This window comes from Pseudomonas sp. R43(2017) (assembly GCF_002112345.1).
In the GTDB taxonomy this organism is placed as follows: Bacteria; Pseudomonadota; Gammaproteobacteria; order Pseudomonadales; family Pseudomonadaceae; genus Aquipseudomonas; species Aquipseudomonas kribbensis.
In genome coordinates, this window is record NZ_NEHJ01000001.1 from 474770 (window position 1) to 493956 (window position 19187).

The 19187-nt window shown below is 58.6% G+C and carries 15 protein-coding genes; 7 read left to right on the top strand and 8 right to left on the bottom strand.

What is annotated here, in order from left to right; genetic code table 11:
- Positions 1-40: 40 nt before the first annotated feature.
- Complete coding sequence (locus CAG02_RS02050; RefSeq protein WP_085709810.1) at positions 41-1447, bottom strand: FAD-binding oxidoreductase; 1407 nt, start codon at positions 1445-1447, stop codon at positions 41-43.
- A gap of 51 nt (positions 1448-1498) precedes the next feature.
- On the bottom strand, positions 1499-2314 hold the full coding sequence (locus CAG02_RS02055; RefSeq protein WP_085709809.1) for an AraC family transcriptional regulator: 816 nt from the start codon (positions 2312-2314) through the stop codon (positions 1499-1501).
- A 264-nt stretch (positions 2315-2578) separates the two neighbouring features.
- Here CAG02_RS02055 and CAG02_RS02060 point away from each other — a divergent pair, with 264 nt between their 5' ends.
- Positions 2579-2851 carry a DUF1652 domain-containing protein gene (locus CAG02_RS02060; protein WP_038367758.1) on the top strand — a complete coding sequence of 91 codons (273 nt, stop codon included), beginning with the start codon at positions 2579-2581 and terminating at the stop codon, positions 2849-2851.
- Positions 2852-2910: 59 nt separating this feature from the next.
- Here the strand turns inward: CAG02_RS02060 and CAG02_RS02065 are convergent, their stop codons facing one another.
- Positions 2911-5385 carry a UvrD-helicase domain-containing protein gene (locus CAG02_RS02065; protein WP_085709808.1) on the bottom strand — a complete coding sequence of 825 codons (2475 nt, stop codon included), beginning with the start codon at positions 5383-5385 and terminating at the stop codon, positions 2911-2913.
- A 279-nt stretch (positions 5386-5664) separates the two neighbouring features.
- Here CAG02_RS02065 and CAG02_RS02070 point away from each other — a divergent pair, with 279 nt between their 5' ends.
- The gene (locus CAG02_RS02070; RefSeq protein ID WP_085710172.1) at positions 5665-6360 is read left to right on the top strand and encodes a pirin family protein; all 696 of its coding nucleotides are present in this window, start codon (positions 5665-5667) and stop codon (positions 6358-6360) included.
- A 62-nt stretch (positions 6361-6422) separates the two neighbouring features.
- On the opposite strand, the gene pgm is transcribed toward CAG02_RS02070, so the two are convergent.
- From pgm to CAG02_RS02090, 4 genes are all read right to left on the bottom strand, one after another.
- A complete protein-coding gene (gene pgm / locus CAG02_RS02075) occupies positions 6423-8069 on the bottom strand; it encodes a phosphoglucomutase (alpha-D-glucose-1,6-bisphosphate-dependent) (protein WP_085709807.1) in 1647 nt (548 codons plus the stop codon).
- Positions 8070-8178: 109 nt separating this feature from the next.
- Complete coding sequence (locus CAG02_RS02080) at positions 8179-9579, bottom strand: PLP-dependent aminotransferase family protein (protein WP_085709806.1); 1401 nt, start codon at positions 9577-9579, stop codon at positions 8179-8181.
- 46 nt (positions 9580-9625) lie between these two features.
- Entirely contained in the window at positions 9626-11080 is a 1455-nt protein-coding gene (locus CAG02_RS02085) for a hypothetical protein (protein ID WP_085709805.1), read from the bottom strand.
- Positions 11081-11626: 546 nt separating this feature from the next.
- Positions 11627-12649 carry a zinc-dependent alcohol dehydrogenase family protein gene (locus CAG02_RS02090; RefSeq protein ID WP_085709804.1) on the bottom strand — a complete coding sequence of 341 codons (1023 nt, stop codon included), beginning with the start codon at positions 12647-12649 and terminating at the stop codon, positions 11627-11629.
- 270 nt (positions 12650-12919) lie between these two features.
- Here CAG02_RS02090 and CAG02_RS02095 point away from each other — a divergent pair, with 270 nt between their 5' ends.
- The 5 genes from CAG02_RS02095 (at position 12920) to hxsA (ending at position 17815) form a co-directional block, all read left to right on the top strand.
- The gene (locus CAG02_RS02095; RefSeq protein WP_085709803.1) at positions 12920-13834 is read left to right on the top strand and encodes a LysR family transcriptional regulator; all 915 of its coding nucleotides are present in this window, start codon (positions 12920-12922) and stop codon (positions 13832-13834) included.
- 357 nt (positions 13835-14191) lie between these two features.
- Complete coding sequence (gene hxsD / locus CAG02_RS02100; protein WP_085709802.1) at positions 14192-14491, top strand: His-Xaa-Ser system protein HxsD; 300 nt, start codon at positions 14192-14194, stop codon at positions 14489-14491.
- Complete coding sequence (gene hxsB / locus CAG02_RS02105; RefSeq protein ID WP_085709801.1) at positions 14488-15975, top strand: His-Xaa-Ser system radical SAM maturase HxsB; 1488 nt, start codon at positions 14488-14490, stop codon at positions 15973-15975. The genes hxsD and hxsB overlap by 4 nt, the downstream gene beginning before the upstream one ends.
- Positions 15975-17210, top strand: a complete 1236-nt coding sequence (gene hxsC, locus CAG02_RS02110; protein ID WP_085709800.1) for a His-Xaa-Ser system radical SAM maturase HxsC — start codon at positions 15975-15977, stop codon at positions 17208-17210. The genes hxsB and hxsC overlap by 1 nt, the downstream gene beginning before the upstream one ends.
- Complete coding sequence (hxsA, locus tag CAG02_RS02115) at positions 17207-17815, top strand: His-Xaa-Ser repeat protein HxsA (protein WP_085709799.1); 609 nt, start codon at positions 17207-17209, stop codon at positions 17813-17815. Before hxsC ends, hxsA begins: the two co-directional genes overlap by 4 nt.
- A gap of 154 nt (positions 17816-17969) precedes the next feature.
- Here the strand turns inward: hxsA and CAG02_RS02120 are convergent, their stop codons facing one another.
- Complete coding sequence (locus tag CAG02_RS02120; RefSeq protein WP_085709798.1) at positions 17970-19154, bottom strand: sugar transporter; 1185 nt, start codon at positions 19152-19154, stop codon at positions 17970-17972.
- Positions 19155-19187: the final 33 nt, after the last annotated feature.

The window sequence follows — 19187 nt, forward strand, 5'->3', positions numbered from 1 at the left end:
GCGCTTCCTGTCTTGAAGGCTGTCTGGAATTGAACGATGTTTAGTGCATGAAACCTTCCATGAACCCGGCCACCCGACTGGCTAGCTTGCGCCGCCAGGGCGCGGTTGCCGGGTTGGCCAGGGTCTGGTCTTCGTGAACGAAGCTTTTGATGATCGCGTTGTAGCCGAGCCAGCGGCACGGTTCCGGCTCCCAGGCCCGCAGCGCGTGAATTCCGCCATCCGGCAGCACCCAGGGTTGATGCACCAGTTCGGTATCGCGCTCGAGAATCAGATCGGCCAGGGTGCGGCCGCCGAGGTTGGAAGCACCGACGCCCTCCCCGCCATAACCGCCGGACAGCGCGATGCCGCTGGCCCGGTCGCAGAGCATGTGCGGCTTGAAATGCCTCGACATGCCGAGGTTGCCGCCCCAGGCGTGGGTGATCGTGGTGTTTTTCAGTTGCGGGAACAGCTCGCCGAACAGATAACGCCGCAGCTCTACTTCGTCCCGGGTCAGATCAAAGTTGTGGCGCAACTGGCCAGCGAACTGGTAGCCGCCACGGGCGCCGAAGATCAGCCGGTTGTCGGCGCTGCGCTGGCCGTAGGTGACTTGACGGCTGAACTCACTGAACGCCTGGCCACGGTTGAGGCCGATTTCGTCCCAGGTCGCCGCCGACAACGGTTCGGTGGCGACAATCAGGCTCTGCACCGGCAATTGATAACGACCCAGCGGCGGTAGCGTCACCGAATAACCTTCGATGGCCGGGACGATCCAGCGACTGCGAACGCTGGCCTTGTCGGTACGCAGACTGCCCGACTGCCAATGGGTCACGGGACTGTTTTCGTAGATCTTCACGCCCATGCCCTGAACGGTCCGGGCCAGGCCGCGCACCAGTTTTGCCGGCTGAATGGTTGCCACATGGGGTGCGTAGATGCCGCCATAAGGTTTGGCGACGCGAATCTGCTGCGCCAGTTGCTCAGGATTGAGCCAGCGATAATCGTCGTCGGTCAGGCCTTGGGCGTGCAGCTTGTTCAGATACTCGCGCAGGCTGGCTTCCTGCTCGGGATAGCGCGCGGCGCAGTAAAGCACCCCGCCCTTGCGGTAATCGCAGTCGATGCCTTCGCGCTCGAGGACGACTTCCACCTCATCGGGAATGCTGTGCAGCAGATCGAATGAGGCGCGGCGTTGTTGTGGCGACAGGCCCGCCAGCAGGCGATCCTCGCCCAGCAGATTGCCCATCAACCAGCCACCGTTGCGGCCGGACGCACCGAAACCGGCGGTTTGCGCCTCGATAATGGCGATGTCCAGGCCCGGCGCGTGTTTCTTCAGGTAGTACGCGGTCCATAACCCGGTGTAACCGGCGCCGATGATTGCCACGTCGACGTCAAGGTCTTGCTCCAGCGCCGGGCGCGCAGTGAGCGGCTCGTCGAGTTGGTCCATCCACAAACTGATAGTGCGCCACGCCGGCATGCAAGACTCCGCCAATCCAGATTTCGATGGCGTCGATCCTAGTGGTTGACCTCAGGGACTGTCTTGCGCGCGTGTCCGCAAAGAAATTTGTTTGGCATAAGCCTTGGGCGACTGGCCGGTGTGCTGGCGGAAACAGCTATAAAACGCCGAAATCGAGTTGAACCCGGCGGCGAACGCCAGTTCATCGATGCGCAGCGGCGGCGTGGCGTTGTCCAGCGATTGCAGCAAATGCTGGAGCCGCGCCTGATTCACGTAGCGGTAGAAGCTCTGCCCCAGCACCTGATTCAGCAGATAGGAAATCTGGTTGCGGCTGTAACCGCACTCCTTCGCCACCCGTTGCAGATCCAGTTCGGGATCGAGGTACGGCTGCTGACGCTGGAAATACTGCTGCAGGTCTTCGGCCATGAAACTCAGCTGGCGTGGCGACAGGCCCAGTCGGCTCGCCGCCGGACGCTGACTCGGCGTCGAGCTACTGGAGCCCTGCTCGCGCACCAGTGAGGCGTATTCGTTGACCCGCCAGATTTTCGCGTCCTTGACGGTAATCGCTTCGCTGGAACGGAACGACACCAGGCCATTGCCGCCACGCAGGGTCACTTCGTATTGAATAAACGCCGTATTGCCGTCGATGCGGATCCGGTCGCAATGCTCCAGCGCTTCGTCGGATTCACGGGGCATGCTGACGCGAACGTACTCGCGCAGTTCGTCGAGACCGAGCACGCGGTTCTGGAAAAAATCGTTGTACTGAATGTCCGGATGGTAAAGCGCCATGACGCCATCCAGGTCCCGGTGTTTCCAGCACAGGTGATAGCGCATGACTGTTTCGGCCGTGGCCGGGGTCTGCTGCGGGCCGTCATCATCGGCGTGCATAAGGGACTCTTGGCAAAAGAACCGAGCTTGCCCAACTTCGGGCGCTTCATCAACCAAGCGGCGCATAGTGGCACTTTGGCGACAATTTCATCAGCCGTGACTTACATCAAAAAAATCCCTGCAATCGCCAAACGGCCTGAAAATTCTCACAGGTTTTTCACATCCAGATGCTACTTTTAAGGACAGTCACTGGTTGAGCCAATGAAGGCTCTTCCCACCTACCATGAGCAAACGGAAGCGCTCGATGAAGAAGGCGGGCAACACATGAACAAAGGGTCAAGCAAGGTCACGTTCCCCAATGCCTGCCAGTTGATGCGCTGGCATTTTCATCCCATGGGTTTCGAAGCCACGATGGACGCACCGGGCAGCATGATCGCCCGCCTGTTCGATCGGGCCAGCGGCGAAACCATGATCGCCATTGCCGGCATTCCTTGCGCAACGGTAATGAATGCAGCAGATGTCGAACGAATAATCGAAGCCGTCGAGGACGAACTGGAAGCCTTTGTTCCTCCGGAGTCTCTTAGAAGTTACGCCTAAACCATTGTTTTAAAATAAAAAGGCCCGCTGCTCGCGGGCTTTTTTTGTGGGCGATCGGTTCAGGCGGTTTTCTTTTCCGGCCGGTGATCGACGAAGAACGGCTTGCCCTTGGCGACCCGGTCCGACGCACGCGGCATGTTCACCGCCTGGGCATCCTGCGGCTCGACATACCAATAGCAATGACTCACTGCCCGGGTAATGCCGACATAGGCCAGACGCAGGATTTCGTCCTTCTGCGCCGTGTCGTAAGGCTCGTTGTCACCGGCCTTGCCCAGCCCGGCCATGCGATAGACCTGATTCTTGTAGGGCGAACTGGTGAGGTGCTGGCAGTCGCCCAGCAGAAACACCGCGTCGGCCTGCAAGCCTTTGGCGCTGTGATAGGTCAGCTGTTTCAAGCGTCGAGACTCGTACGGCAAGCTCGAATCAACATTAACTACTGACTGAATATGCTGCTCTATCAATGATTTATCGCTACTTTTTCGATAGAGCATCAAGATCGAATCGCCGTTTCTGTAGTGCTCTGCCAAACGCTGGCCCAGCGCCTGATCATCGCGTTCCAGCACATTGACCGGTTGCAACGGCTTCTCATTGCCGCTGGCCTTGGCTTTTTTGCCGGGAATCGCCGGTGCGGCACGGACGATGTGCTCGGCCGCGTCGATGATGTGCTGATGGCTGCGATAGTTGTCGCTGAGCATCACCCGCGTGGTGCTCGGCGAGGAAAACTCCTTGTTGAACTCCATGAAGTAGCTCGGCGAACTGCCGCGCCAGCCGTAGATCGACTGCCAGTCATCGCCCACGCACAACAAGGATGAGCGTTGCGCACCGCGCCCGACGTGCATCGCCGGGCCACGGCTGCGGATCTCTGCAAGACTGGCGCGAATCCACGAGACGATCTGCGGTGAAACGTCCTGAAATTCGTCGATCATCAGGTGTGACATGGGGCGCAGCAGTTCATCGCTCAGTAGCTTGAGGTTTTCCGGCGAGTGCTCGCTGAACAGCGCGAACATGCGGTTGTAGGTCATGACTGGCGGCTTCTGATCGAGCAAGTGATCTTCCAGTGCGCGCCAGAACAGGCTCAGTGCCTCGAAGAAAAACCGGTCCGGATCATCCTTGGCGAAACTCATGCGGCCAACGGCGTCCGGTACATCCAGGCCCAGGTTCTCGATAAATCCGGCGGCAGCGACAAAACAATCCAGCAACGGCGCGGACGCGAGCTCTCCCTTGACCTTGTAATCGAAGCCGGGACCCGCACTGGCATCACCGGCCAACGTGGCCAAAACGCGTCTTGATGACTCGTAACTATCTATCCAGATCAATGGTTTACGACAGAATGCTTGAAACAAGGTGCGCTTCACCGCCCATTCTGCGCGGACCGTCAGCTTGGCATTGGGACGGCAGACTTGCGGGTTTTCTCTCGGATCAAAGCCCAAAACGACCCAGGCATCGAGACTCGGGATATAGCCATGGCAGTGAAAGGTCGAGCCGTTGATCTCGAAAGCCTGACGATTCGGCTCGACCCCCTTGATCGGCCAGGCACCGGCGCGAAACCACAGATCCTCGATCACATCGCACAGTTCTTCGTCACGCTTGGCCGCCAGTTCGGTCACCGCCATGCGCTTTTGCACGTCCGGGTGATCGCGCTCCAGCTCCTTGAGCTGCAGGGCATGCCGGGACAGTGGCTGGATCAATTGCCGAAAACGCTCGTCCTCGGTGTAGAGCCGGTGGTAGCAGGCGTTGAGCTGCTGGCGCTGGGCGTCGTTGATCCGCAGATCGAACGGATTGCTGTCGACGTCATCGTCCCCGCCCTGTGGCCGCAGACTGAGGTTTTCAAACGCCTGCAAACGCTCGAAGCCCGGCAGGCTGCGCACCATCGGCAGAATCCGCGAATGGAAGGTGCGCACCAGATCCCGGGCAGTCTTCTGGCTCAGGGAATGACCCCAGAGGGCAAACAGCTCGATCAGTTTGCTGATGAAGTCCTTGCGCGATTCCCGGGTGAACGTCACCACGGTCATCGAATCCAGCTCAAAGCCCAGGTAGTGCGTCAGCAGCAGGATGCGTAACACCAGCGTGGTCGATTTGCCGGCGCCAGCCCCGGCGACCACCGACGTTGACGGCGTATCACTGAAGATCATCTTCCATTGCGCCACACTCGGCTGGGCGTGGGCCGGCAGCAAGCGGGCAACATCAGCCTTGATGCGTTTTTTCAGTTCGGCAGTCAGTGGCAGACGCCAGTCATCGAACAGGTGATTGTCGATACCCGGCGCGCGATGCTCGGTGCTGCGGCTGTCGCGGATCAACAGGACCTGACGGCCCTCTTCCAGCCCCTCGGCCTTGCCCTCCTTGTAGCCGTAATCGAACCCGGCGGTGTGCCCGCTGCGAAAGCCATCGGCCTGACCGTGCAGCCACGATGCACGATGCTGGGCGCGCAATTGCGTCAGACCATGCCCGAGGAAACGCGCCGCCAGGCGTTTGAACCACGGCATCTCGGCCAAGGGACGAAGTTCGGGAGGAAGATCGGGGGTGTGTTGCGCCACGCTGACGGACTCCAGAGGCTGAGGCTGTTGAGGGCTATGGTGTCTGCATTTGCCGTTGAGTTCTAGCGAAATGCTTACGGGTCATTGAGTTAGGCGATGAACTGAAGGCTGCATGAGAGCGTTTCGAGATTTATAACATCAGTCAATTCGATGGGAATGCAGCACTTTTTACGCTTTTTCTCGATTATTGGTTGATAGATGATGCTCGCCATCAATCACCGGTCTCGCTTCGTGGCTGCGGCCGAAACGCCCCATGACGAACCTTTTGAGGAGAAGATCATGCTTGAACTCAGACCCTTCAGCTCGCTGGGCGGCGCCCATCACGGCTGGCTGGATGCCCATCACCATTTTTCGTTCGCCGAGTACTACGATCCACAGCGCATGAGCTGGGGCAACCTGCGGGTGTGGAACGATGACATCATCGCCCCGGGCACCGGTTTCCCCACTCACCCGCATCGGGACATGGAAATCATCACCTATGTGCGTGAAGGTGCGATTACCCACCAGGACAACCTGGGCAACAAGGGTCGCACTGAAGCAGGCGACGTTCAGGTGATGAGCGCTGGCACCGGAATCGCCCACAGTGAATACAACCTGGAAGCGACTCCGACCAAGATTTTCCAGATCTGGATTTTGCCGACCGAAACCGGTGCACCACCATCCTGGGGCGCCAAACCGTTCCCCAAAGGTGGGCGCGAAGGTTTCGTGACGCTCGCCAGCGGCAAGGACGGTGACGATGAAAGCCTGCGGATTCGCGCCAACGCACGACTGGTGGCGGCCACCATCAAGGCCGGGGAAACTGCCGAGTATCGACTCGATGCCGGACGTCGCGCTTATCTCGTACCGGCCACCGGTGTGATTGAAGTCAACGGCTTGCGTGCACAAGCTCGAGACGGTGTCGCGGTGAGCCAGGAGCCGGTGCTGACCGTCACGGCCATTGAAGACAGTGAAATCGTGTTGGTGGATCTGGCCTGATCGGCTGGATTGCGGGAAAAAAAAGGGCGACCTCTTGGTCGCCCTTTTCTATTCGGCCGTGATCACTTGGTGGAAATTGCACCATCGACCAGGGTTTGCGCTTCAGCCACCAGTTGCTTGAGGTGGTCGTCGCCGATGAAGCTCTCGGCGTAGATCTTGTAGATATCCTCGGTGCCCGAAGGACGCGCGGCGAACCAGCCGTTCTCGGTCATGACTTTCAGACCACCGATGGCCTGATCGTTACCCGGTGCCTTGCTGAGAATGCTCTGGATCTTCTCGCCCGCCAGTTCGGTCGAGGTTACCTGCTCCGGCGACAACTTGCTCAGCAGGGCTTTCTGCTCAGGGTTGGCCTTGGCGTCGACACGTACCGAGAACGGCTCGCCCAGCTCTTCGGTCAGTGCACGATAGGCCTGGCTTGGGTCGCGACCGGTGCGGGCAGTCATTTCAGCAGCCAGCAGCGCCGGGATCAGACCGTCCTTGTCGGTGCTCCAGACGCCGCCGTCCTTGCGCAGGAACGATGCACCGGCGCTTTCCTCACCGCCGAAACCGAGCGAGCCGTCGAACAGACCGTCGGCAAACCACTTGAAGCCGACCGGCACTTCGTACAGACGACGGCCCAGACGCTTGGCCACACGATCGATCAGACCGCTGCTGACCACGGTTTTGCCCACGGCCGCATCGGCGCGCCATTGCGGACGGTTCTGGAACAGGTAGTCGATCGACACGGCCAGGTAGTTGTTCGGCGCCAGCAGGCCGCCGGACGGAGTAACGATGCCGTGACGGTCGTGGTCCGGATCGCAGGCGAACGCGACGTCGAAGCGTTCCTTGAGGCCGATCAGACCTTGCATGGCGTGGCTGGACGATGGGTCCATGCGGATCTGGCCATCCCAGTCGACGGTCATGAAGCGGAATGTCGAATCGACTTCCTTGTTCACCACATCGAGGTCCAGACGATAGTGCTCGGCGATGGCCGACCAGTAGCGCACCCCTGCTCCGCCCAATGGATCAACACCCAGACGCAGTTTGGCGCCACGGATGGCATCGAAGTCGATGACGTTGATCAGGTCGGCAACGTAGGTGTTGACATAATCGTGGCGGTGCGTGGTCGGGGCTTTGAGCGCCTGTTCGTAACCGATGCGTTTTACGCCAGCCAGTTTGTTCGCCAGCAGCTCGTTGGCCTTGGCTTCGATCCACTTGGTGATGTGAGTGTCGGCCGGGCCACCGTTGGTTGGATTGTATTTGTAGCCCCCGCTTTGTGGCGGGTTGTGCGACGGCGTGATGACGATGCCGTCAGCCAGGCCGGTGGTGCGGCCGCGGTTGTAGCAAAGAATGGCGTGAGACACGGCCGGCGTCGGGGTGTATTCGTCGCCTTCGGCGATCATTACGGTCACGCCGTTGGCTGCCAGCACTTCCAGGGCACTGGCCCCGGCCGGTGTGGACAGCGCGTGAGTATCGATGCCGACAAACAGCGGACCGGTGATGCCCTGGGCTTCGCGGTACAGGCAGATCGCCTGGCTGATGGCCAGAACGTGCCACTCGTTGAAACTCAAGTCGAAGGAGCTGCCACGATGTCCGGAAGTACCAAACGCTACACGCTGGGTGGAAATCGAGGCGTCGGGTTGACCGGTGTAATACGCCGTTACCAGTCGCGGGATGTCGACCAACAACTCTGCCGGTGCCGGTTTGCCCGCAAAAGGACTGAGTGTCATGCAAAACCTCTGAAATAGAGTGGTTCAGGAAATTACAGCGGAGTTTACTGGCAGTTTGACCGTAGTGCGATGGGATCTATCCAGTGCGTCCCCGATGTTTTTTAACAGCTCAGCCATCGGGTGCCAGTCGCAACGCATCGCCGATCAAACCGACGACGCCTTCCAGTTCAGGCCCGTTGCTGGCTGTCGCACTCAGTCGCATGTATTGCCCATGCATGCCTTGTGCGCTGAACAGTTCGCCCGGTGCGATCAACACGTGTTGCTTGAGCAAGCGCTGGAACACGGCGCCCATCACTATTCGGCGCGACGAGCGCACCCAGACCGTCGCGCCGCCCTGCGGCTCATCGATGTGCAGCGCGTCGCCCAGGCCTTCGCGCAGCAACTCGATCAACCGGGTACGACGCTCCTTGAGCAGGCGCTTCAACACCGGGAGGTGCTGATCGACCCGACCACTGGCATACAGTCGGGCAATGGCCTTCTGGCGAATCGGCGAAAGTCGGAACGAGCGCAGCAGAAAGTGCCGTTGCAAGTCGGTACGCCACTGGCGAGCCAGTACAAAGCCGTAAGGCGCTTCGACACCGATCACCTTTTCGAAGGTGGAAAACACCAGGAGACGATCCGGGTCCAGCAAATCCCGCAGAGGCCGACGTTCACAGTCGTCACCCAGCTCGCTGTAACTGTCGTTTTCCAGCACCCAGGTTCCATGATTCCTGAGCAACTGCACGATGGCTTCGCGATTATCCTCAGGTGTCAGACTGCCACAGGGCATGTTCAACACAGAAGACAGCAGGATCAGTCGAACCGGCTCGGTTTCCAGCAACATTTTCAAGTGCCGTGGATCAAGCTCCCCGCCAGGTTGCACCGGCAGCTCGATGACCCTCACATCGGCAGACTGGAACAGGCGCAACACCATCCAGTCACAGGGTGATTCAACCACCACCGTTGCGTTACGCAGCTCAAGGACAGCGATCAGGATCTCCAGCACCCCTCTCACATCAGCGCCGATATAGACGTCCTCGGCGTGCCAGCAATGAGTCGGCGACGAGGTATAGCGAGCCGCCAGCAGCATGCGTAGCTCAAGCTCTCCGCACGGCTGGGCCGAGACCTGTGATTGCCGAGGGTATTGCCGCATCAGCTCCCGTTCGAGCATCAGCAACGGGCTGTCCAGCGGCTGGATCGATGCCGGGTCGTCGGCGCTCAATACGCGCATGCCGAAACACCTGGCGTTGACGTAGACGGTTTCCAGCAAATCATTGCCTCGACCCGGCGACATGACCGCGGACGTTGGCTGTGCGAAGTACCCGGACTTGGCCACGGAATAGACCCGGCCTTCTTTCTCGAGCAGCGCGTAGGCGTACTGGATGGTCGAAATCGACACGTTCAACCGTTCGGCCAGTTGCCTCAAGGATGGCAGCCGCATCGCACCCTCGCCGCTTGGCCCATCGATCAGTTGAGTGAGATAGCGATAGACAGCCTGATAGGCGAAATCGGTTTCACGCGAGGCATTCATGAACGGGCGTCCGGCATTCTTTGGCGATCGGGCGCGAGACTCACGCTCAACCTTCCGCCGAACGGTCGCCTGCGGCAACCCCATTGTCGACAGGGTCCGGGGCCTGCGTCGCCTGGTCAGTCACTTGGACGGGCGCCATGGAATACAACCGGCTGATCAGTTGCACGGGCAAGCCGCTGACATCGGTCATCCATTGCAAAACCTGCTCAGGAGCGTGCAACCCCTGCATCGCGCGATGCAGGTCCGGCATGGCCACCAGCATGCCGGGATGGCAGGTTCGCAGAAAACGTTCGAGTCCTGCGCCACTCTCGATGAAAGGCGCAAACAGCAGACAGACCAGTTGCGCTTCATTGAGCCCGAAATTCTTTTGCAAGGCGGTGGCGGCCAGTGATCGATGCTCGCCTGGATCTGTCAGGGTGCCGAATGTCGCCATGAAGCGCTCGCAGGTTTGCTCCGGAACGTCCTGGCGGCGCATGAATGCGAGGCAACGCTGCAGGTATTCGGATACGCCACTTTCGTAATTGCGACCCTCGATGCAGCAAGCCTGGAGACCGCTCAGGTAGGCAGCGATCAAGGGATCCGTCGACTCACCGGTACCCGGTTCGAGCAGCAGCTCGTCAGTCTGAAACCCGAGAAAATCGCTGAGCAAAGGCCACCGCTCCTCCATCTTGCCCACCACGATGTCATCGATGCCGATATAACTGGTGCGTCGGCAGGCTTCGAACTGGCCGAGCGGCCGCCACGGCGGCAGGTCGTCCGGTGCACGGAGTTCCCGGTAACAGTCTCCTCCCATACCGTCCAGCACATCGAACAACTCATCGAACCCGCCAGTTCGCTTCGGCAGCGCGCCGATGCCGGCCTTTTGCGCTGCACGATCCAGCCCTTGCAGGAAGTGCGCCTGACGGCGAACTGAGTCGCTGCTGACCAGTGCATCGACACCATTGCTCCACCGGGCGACCTGTCCGTAGAACTCGGCCGTAGCCAGGTACGCATCGTCCCAAAGCTCCAAGCTCTCGCTCCAGCAGCGGCGGTGGCCAACCATCAGCAAATTGATGCGGTTCGCCTCGCGCCCATCGTCGGAAAGGGGCTCCTGATGATTGAAAGGCAAGACCTCCCGGTTGTCGATCATCAGCAGTTCGACCCTTGGGTCGTCATACAGAAACAGGGCGCTGAAGCTGCGATGCATGTTGTGCAATGCCGACGCCGGAGTGGCGCAACCACGCAGGGTCGCCACTCGTAACTGAAAAGTGCCCGGAGCCCGTCCGGCGATACTCAGTTGCGCAGCACGCAACAGCGCCAGGCTGTAGCAGCATTCACGAGTGCCCGATTGCGTGACCAGCACCTTGAATTCACCGATACGATCCATGCCCCCGGCGGCTACCGCCAATCGCTGAATCAACAGCTGCAATGCCGTGCGTTCGGCACGGGAAAAGAAACTCAGCAATCGTTGCAATACTTGCTGGTAGACATAGTTCATTGCCTGGTCATGGATCGTGCTCATCAGTACTTCACCCGATATCAAAGGTTTTATATTGCGCAGCCACGAACGCCGGATACGCAATCACTCTTCATTAATTAATAGACGCTGAAATGCTAACACTTAAGGTTTTGTAGTTATTTGAAACAGTTGAGCCGACAACAATTGAAATTCACCAACCACACGCCGCAAGCCCGCGTCTTTACAGGCTTTTCTCGACACTGAAGTTTTCCTAGGAAAATTCTTACAATGGCTTGCACATGATGAGCACAAGAAAAAAAGAAGGGATTACTGGGACGCCCTACAGCAATTAAACAGAGTCTGAAACATCGGCCAGCCACTATTGCCCGGTATTGCGAAAAGTAAACAGAATGCACAGCCATAGCTCATTCCTTGAGATGAAAGTAGTCATTCAATTATCAGGGTCTGAATGGCGATTAGAAGATACAGATCAAGAGTAAAAACCAGTTCAGTTGCTGAACGTCCCCAGGCATCGCGCCCAGGGTTTCTCATGGTCTGAAGGATGGAACGCACAAGAGTCCGTGGGGCCACGGACTCTGATCACAAAAGTCAGGCAGGTTCGACTTGCAGGGCGACTCGCTCACGGCAAGGGCATTCGTCCATGTAGCGGTGTGCTTCGACAAACTCGTTGAACGGGAAGACCCGGGTCTTGAGCGGAACCAGCACGCGGTCGGCCGTCAGCTGGTTGATGTCACGCAGGGCACGTTGCAGCGCGACGTGATCCTGGACGATGCCCAGTTCCGGCTTGCCGGTGAAGTTGCCGATGCAGTGCACGAAGAACTGAATGTTCTTCTGGAACGCTGCGCACGCCGGAAATGGCGTCTGGTTGCCACCTTGCAGACCATACAACACCAGACTGCCGCGAGGTGCCAGTACATCGCCCAGCAGCGACATCTGCGGGCCGCCGAGACCGTCGAACACGACGTTGACGCCGCGGTTGTCGGTGATCTTGTTGATCCGCATCAACAGGTCTTCTTCTTCGGTGACAATGACTTTCTCGGCACCGAGGGACAGCAGGTATTCGCGCTCTTCAGCGGTTTTCGTGGCGGCAATCACGCGCACACCCAGCGCCTTGCCCAGCTGGACAAACGATGGACCGGCGCAATGACTGGCGTCGGTGACCAGGGCAAACTGCCCGGGTTTGACACGCGCCAGATCGACGTAACCGAAATAGGCGATCAACAGCGGCGTGTAATGCACGCTCGCCTCGATCGGGGTCAGCACGTCCGGATAACGGGTAAGCGCGGTACGTGGCAGAACGATGAGTTCGCCGTAGACCGGATAGTCATTGGGGCTCTCGGCCGGGAAGCTGGCCACCTTGTCACCGACGATCAGGTCTTCGACACCATCGCCAATGGCTGTGACCACACCCGCCATTTCATGGCCCAGGCCCGAAGGCAGGCGAGCCTGCGACGACGCCAGGTTCTGACGCCAGAGCGTGTCATACCAGCTGATGCCGATCGCCTCGACACGCACCTGCACTTCGCCAGGACCTGGCTGAGCGGCCGCATGCTCTTCGCATTTGAGCACCTCGGCCGGACCAAACTTGTGAAAACGGATCGTGCGGGACATCGCAAACCTCGTCAAAGTAACCTCTAATGCCCTGAACTCTATCTGGGCTTTCCAGCCAAGACTATCAGTGGCTATTAATAGTCGACATGCCTGTCATTGATTCCGCAGTATGGCCAGCATTGAGCAAATCCATGAAAAAACTGCTGCATCCTTCTCAGTAAAGCTGAATTACCCGGTGCAGAGTACCAGCCTTTCCCCGTAAGATTCATGCCGGCCATTGTTCTCATATGGTCGCTCTCGTCAAGCTTGATGACTCTGCCAGGACTCCAGATGAATCGTAATGACCTGCGTCGTGTCGACCTGAACCTGTTGATCGTATTCGAAACCCTGATGCACGAACGCAGCGTGACCCGCGCGGCGGAAAAGCTGTTTCTCGGCCAGCCGGCGATCAGCGCGGCGCTTTCGCGCCTGCGCGGTCTGTTCGACGATCCGCTGTTTGTACGTACCGGGCGCAGCATGGAACCGTCCGCCCGTGCGGTGGAAATCTTCGCCCTGCTCTCGCCTGCCCTGGACTCGATTTCGACAGCGGTCAGCCGCGCCGCCGAATTCGATCCGGCCACCAGTACCTCGGTATTCCGGATCGGCTTGTCGGACGACGTCGAATTTGCGTTGCTGCCCATGCTGCTCAAGCGCCTGCGTGCCGAAGCACCGGGGATCGTGCTGGTAGTGCGCCGCGTCAACTACATCCTGATGCCCGGCCTGCTCGCCTCCGGCGAAATCTCCATCGGCGTCAGCTACACCACCGACCTGCCGGCCAACGCCAAGCGCAAGGTCTTGCGCCGCAGCCAGCCAAAACTGCTGCGCGCCGATACCGTGCCGGGGCCGCTGAGCCTGGACGACTACTGCGCCCGCCCCCATGCGCTGGTGTCGTTCGCCGGCGACCTTAGCGGCTTTATCGATGAAGAACTGGAAAAACTCGGCCGCAAACGCCACGTGGTGCTGGCCGTGCCGCAGTTCAACGGCTTGAGTACGTTGCTGGCCGGAACCGACATCGTCGCGACCGTGCCGGATTACACGGCTGATGCGCTGACGTCTGCGGGTGGGGTTCGGGCGGAAGATCCGCCGCTGCCGACGCGCACGTTTGAACTGCACATGGCGTGGCGTGGGTCGCAGGATAACGATCCGGGGGAACGGTGGTTGAGGTCGCGGATTCAGATGTTTTTTGGGGATCCGGATAGCCTGTAAGCCAACTTCAACTACATCAGCACCCGTTATATTTCGCTCATTTACGAGTTTTCTGGTCGAGACAAAGGGCATCGCCTCTCCGGCGGCGCCCCCTTCGACAAGTTCCTTGCCCTGCTCAAATGACTGCTCCATGCAAGCTCATTGGGCGTGCTTGTTTGCAGCGGCTACTCGCTCATCCGCGCTTCGCAGCGAGGTTTATATGAGCCCTTGGCCTTACCTCTTATCGATAGCCTAACCGAGTGAGTACAGCACCACCTCGCCGGACAAATGTGTGCAAATATAAAAAATATGATGGCACAATGCCTCGGCAACCGGCAAAATCCACACGTTTCTAACGGATTTGAAGGATCGGTTCCGATGACATGGCCAGTCACGCTGAGACTCGACAGCGCAGCCTACCCGCTCAGCGTGGTGCAACGTGCCGTTTATTCCCTGGCCGACACTGTCACGATCCAGGTCGGTATTGAGGCCAATCAGATAAGTCTCACGGCTCACCCCGCTGAAATAAGGCTAACGTTTTCCCCGGAGCAGGCTCACTCGCTGATCCTTCAGCAACTGAACGACTTCGCCCTACGCGACCATATCAACCGAGAAACAGTAGGGTTGCGCGAAGTCCTGGCCCGAGCTGCGCTCGCTGGATGTGGGATTTCCCAGTGACCATTATTGCGACAGACGCCAAGCACTACCGCTTGCTGCCTTTTCGATTCATGCGCATGAACACGGGACATGATCGAGACATCCTGCTCACCTCCGATACCGGTGAGTACATGCACGTGAACGACGCGCAATTACGAGCCCTCAGTTACTTCGATGTCCAAGCAGGTACGCCTTTTTACAAGGACCTGCTGGCCCGCCACTTCATCTACGAACCAGGCCGCCACGACCCGCTCCCGGAAATGGCCGCGCAGTATCGCAGTCGCAAGGACTTCCTTTTCCAGGGCCCTGCACTGCACTTGTTCGTGGTTACATTGCGCTGCAACCACACCTGCCAGTACTGCCAGGTGTCGCGAGCCCCTCTGGGAGGATCCGGCCACGACCTGACGGAAGCGAATGCACAGGCAGCGGTCGATCGCCTGTTCGAATCGAACGCTCCTGCCCTGACTGTGGAGTTTCAAGGTGGCGAGCCGCTTCTGGCCTTCGAGCGCGTCCGCCAGATTGTCGAATCGGTCGTTGAGCGAAACGTGGTCGAACAACGGGATATCCAGTTCGTCATCACCACCACGCTGCACCATCTGACGGAGGAAATACTCGACTTCGCAGAACAAAATCGCATCCAGTTTTCGACCTCGCTTGATGGGCCGGCAGCCTTGCACAATGCCAACCGCCCCACCCCTTCACGAGATTCCTACGAGAGAACTGTGAAAGGCATCCAGTGGGTCCGTGAGCGTCTTGGGCATGATGCGGTTTCCGCGCTGACCACACTGACATCAAGAAGCCTCGAACAGCCTGAAGCGATCATCGACGAGTATGTAAGCCAGGGCTTTTCCAGCATCTCGCTTCGGCCACTGAGCCCTTATGGGTTCGCCACCAAGAGTGCCCATCGCCTTGATTACCCGATTGAGCGCTACCTGGCCTTCTACCAGAAAGCACTGGCCTATTTGTTGGAGATCAATCAGCAAGGCGTATACCTCTCGGAGAGCTACACGAGCCTGCTACTGAAGAATATCCTGACGCCCTTCTCCTCTGGCTATGTGGACTTGCGCTCCCCCACCGGCGCTGGTACCGCAGCGCTGGTTTACAACTATGACGGATATGTCTATCCCTCGGACGAAGCCCGGATGTTGTTGGAAATGGGCGAAGACGGCTTGAGGCTTGGTACCGTCCGGCAACCCTTACCTGAGCTGCTGGCATCGCCCGTCATGGATGCATTGCTTGCCAGTGGCATTGCGGAAGCACTGCCCGGCTGCTCGGACTGCGCGCTGGTCCCCTACTGCGGTGCAGACCCTGTCGAACACTATGCTCGCCAGGGCGATCCGATCGGACACCGAGTATTCAGCAACTTCTGCAAGAAGAACATGGGGCTGCTGAAGCATTTGTTCGGTTTGCTTCGCGACGGCGACGACAATGTACAAAGAGTGCTGCTGTCCTGGTTGAACAGACGCTCCTACAGCGATGTTCGTTTTCCGGGTTACAGGACCTGATAGCGATGCTACGCAAAGATACCCATTTCGAAATCCTTCACCTGCACGAGCCAAAACTGCTCAAGGTCATCACTCTGAATGAGTTCATCGAGCAAGGCTTGGCTGTTTGTGCCGGTAACGCCGAGTTCGGTGACCTATTGCTTTGGTTGCCAGATGATGAACTGCAACGGAATCCGCACATGCTTTCGTTGCCATTGGGTGGATTTCTGACTCCGGAGCCATTGATAGGCGAATTCGACAGCGAACGGCTACACCTGCACACCCCCAAAAATGCGGAAGTTGTGCAGCCCGGTGATGTTATCGCCATCACACCGGGCAACGCTTTGGTAAGAGTGCTTTATCGACGCGGCTCGGACAGCAACCTGTTGTTCATGACAGATCGTTGCAACAGCCTTTGCCTGATGTGCTCGCAGCCGCCCAAAGATATCGATGACCGTTGGCATATCGAAGAGAACCTACGGCTGATAGACCTGATGGACCCGGGCGAAGAAAATCTGGGAATCAGTGGCGGAGAACCAACGCTTTATCGCGACGGTCTGCTCGAAATCCTGGCCAAGTGCAAAGTCGTCGTACCGCAGAAATCCATTCATGTGCTCAGCAATGGCCGCCTGTTCAACGACCCGAGCTGGGGCGCTTCACTTACTGCCGTTGGTCATCCTCAGTTGAGCTGGGGCATTCCACTGTATGCGGACAATGCCGAAGACCATGATCATGTAGTACAGGCTCCGGGCGCGTTCAGCGAAACCCTGCAAGGTCTTTACAACCTGGCCCGAGCCAACCAGATCATCGAGATACGCGTAGTGCTCAATCGACTGACCACGCCACGCTTGCCAGAGCTCGCCCACTACGTGTTCAGGAACCTGCCCTTCGTGCGGCATGTTGCGCTGATGGGTATCGAAAGTACCGGCCTGGCCAGGAAGAACTACGAAGAACTGTGGATTGACCCGCTGGACTATCAGGAGTCGCTGAGCGAAGCCGTGTATTTCTTGTTCAACCGCGGAGTACCGGTCTCAATCTACAACTTGCCCCTGTGCCTGATCCCGGCCCACCTCTCGCGTTTCGCCCGCCAGAGCATCTCGGACTGGAAGAACCTGTTCATCGATACCTGCCAGCAATGCTCTGCCGTCAAACAATGCTCTGGCTTCTTCAAATCCCACACCGACCGCTGGCAAAGCCGCGGCATACAACGACTATCGCCCGAGGCCTTTAGCGCCTACGCAAGGAGTGCACAGTGAAATTGCTTGATCGCTGGAAAGTCATGATCAGTGGAATCACCCTTCTGCCAATTGCAGGAACTACCCTGGCACAGGCAGGCCATATGCCGCTCGCCGATACGAACTGGCAACCTAGCGACAAGGTTCAGCCTCCGGTGTTTACCGATACACTCAATGCGCCAGACGCCGTGAACATCTACGCGGCACATCGCTCGCACAGTTCACACCGGTCCCACAGTTCGCACAGTTCTCACTACAGCGGCTCGGGTGGGTATAGCGCGCCTCGCTACTACAGCCCACCCGCTACCAGCACTCGGAGTTACAGTACGCCGAGTACTTCGAGCAGCACCTCAAGCAGCAACAGCCTTTATCAGTCGTCTGGCGCTACCAGCGGGACAAGTTCGAGCACTTCAAAGAGTCGTGCAACCAATGAGCAGAAAAGCAACCTGGTCACCCGTGTGCAGACCGCGCTGATGGTGCGCCAGTATTACCAAGGCACCATTGATGGGGTTATGGGCAAGGCAACTCGTGGTGCACTGATGGCCTTTCAGTCAGATAGTGGGCTGACCGTGCATGGTCGGATGGATACCCCATCGCTGAATGCATTGGGGATCAAGATCCCATAAACCGCTTCAAGTTAAAGCGCCTCGCCAGCAACAATCATTTCGACCCGGCAAAAGCTGTAGAAATGGCTAAAACAGGGGATCCGGATAGTCTCTGAAGTATTGCCGAAACCGCTTTGCCATCGGTATTTTTCCTGTAGCAAAGCGGTTCAAGAACTCAAACAGAAGCCCCGGGTTGAGCCAAGCGATAGACCGACAGGCAATAAATCAACAACGCCAACCCCGCCAACGCGCCGCCCACAACCCCGACATAAGCAAAACCAAACTGGCTCCCCACCCAGCTCCCCATCAGTGCCCCGCCGCCAATGCCGATGTTGTAGATCCCCGAAAACAGCGCCATCGCCACATCGGTGGCGTCAGGCGCCAGCACCAGAACTCTGGACTGCAACGCCAGACCAAACCCCATGATCGCCATCCCCCAGAACAGGCTCAGGGTACACAGGTAAGAAACCTCGCCGTTCAATGGCAGCAGCAACGCCAGACACAACGCGAGCAACGACACGGCAACGATCAGAAAGCGCTGCGGGCTGTACCGGTGCAGCCAGCTGAACAGCAGAGATCCGAAAATCCCCGCGCCGCCGAATAACAGCAGGATCAGCGTGACCGTCTCGCCACTCATGCCCGCCACCACCTGAACGAAAGGCTCGATGTAGCTGTAGGCGGTGAAGTGAGCGGTCACGACAATGGCCGTCAGGACATAGATCGCCACCAGCGCCGGTCGCTTCAACAATAAGGGCAGGCTTTTCAGTGATCCAGAGTTCTGGCTCGGTAACAAGGGCAAGACCCTCGCCAGCCAGAACACCAGCGTAGCGGCCAAGACTGCGATCGCGATGAAGGTGGTTCGCCAGCCCATCGCCTCGCCCAGAATCCGGCCGAGGGGAATACCGAGCACCATCGCCAGGGATGTGCCGGTCGCCAGCAAGCCCAAGGCCTGCACCTGTTTACCGGGCGGCGCCAGTCGCACAGCCAGAGAAGCTGTGATCGACCAGAACAATGCATGGGATAACGCCACGCCAATCCGGCTCAGCAACAGGACGGCGAAGCTGGTCGCCACACTCGACAGAATGTGACTGACGATGAACATCGCAAACAGCACGATCAACAGCTTGCGCCGCTCGACGTTGCGCGTCAGCAGCATGATGGGCAGCGACGTCAGCGACACCACCCAGGCATAGATGGTCAACATCAGGCCGACCTGAGCCGACGTCATGTCGAAGCTGCTGCCAATCGAACTCAACAGGCCGACCGGGACAAATTCGGTGGTGTTGAAGACGAATGCTGCCAGTGCCAGCGCAATGACCGCATACCAATTGCCGCTGCTGGTCGTCGTAGAGTTGCTCATTTGAAAGTCGCGTCCATCTGTCGGTTTTGCGTA

Excerpts from the sequence above, each read along its gene's own strand:
- CAG02_RS02080 (WP_085709806.1), bottom strand. The coding sequence starts at position 9,579 with ATGAATGCCTCGCGTGAAACCGATTTCGCCTATCAGGCTGTCTATCGC.
- hxsD (WP_085709802.1), top strand. The coding sequence starts at position 14,192 with ATGACATGGCCAGTCACGCTGAGACTCGACAGCGCAGCCTACCCGCTC.
- CAG02_RS02085 (WP_085709805.1), bottom strand. The coding sequence starts at position 11,080 with ATGAGCACGATCCATGACCAGGCAATGAACTATGTCTACCAGCAAGTA.
- CAG02_RS02060 (WP_038367758.1), top strand. The coding sequence starts at position 2,579 with ATGAACAAAGGGTCAAGCAAGGTCACGTTCCCCAATGCCTGCCAGTTG.
- pgm (WP_085709807.1), bottom strand. The coding sequence starts at position 8,069 with ATGACACTCAGTCCTTTTGCGGGCAAACCGGCACCGGCAGAGTTGTTG.
- CAG02_RS02095 (WP_085709803.1), top strand. The coding sequence starts at position 12,920 with ATGAATCGTAATGACCTGCGTCGTGTCGACCTGAACCTGTTGATCGTA.
- CAG02_RS02055 (WP_085709809.1), bottom strand. The coding sequence starts at position 2,314 with ATGCACGCCGATGATGACGGCCCGCAGCAGACCCCGGCCACGGCCGAA.
- CAG02_RS02070 (WP_085710172.1), top strand. The coding sequence starts at position 5,665 with ATGCTTGAACTCAGACCCTTCAGCTCGCTGGGCGGCGCCCATCACGGC.
- CAG02_RS02120 (WP_085709798.1), bottom strand. The coding sequence starts at position 19,154 with ATGAGCAACTCTACGACGACCAGCAGCGGCAATTGGTATGCGGTCATT.
- CAG02_RS02090 (WP_085709804.1), bottom strand. The coding sequence starts at position 12,649 with ATGTCCCGCACGATCCGTTTTCACAAGTTTGGTCCGGCCGAGGTGCTC.
- CAG02_RS02050 (WP_085709810.1), bottom strand. The coding sequence starts at position 1,447 with ATGCCGGCGTGGCGCACTATCAGTTTGTGGATGGACCAACTCGACGAG.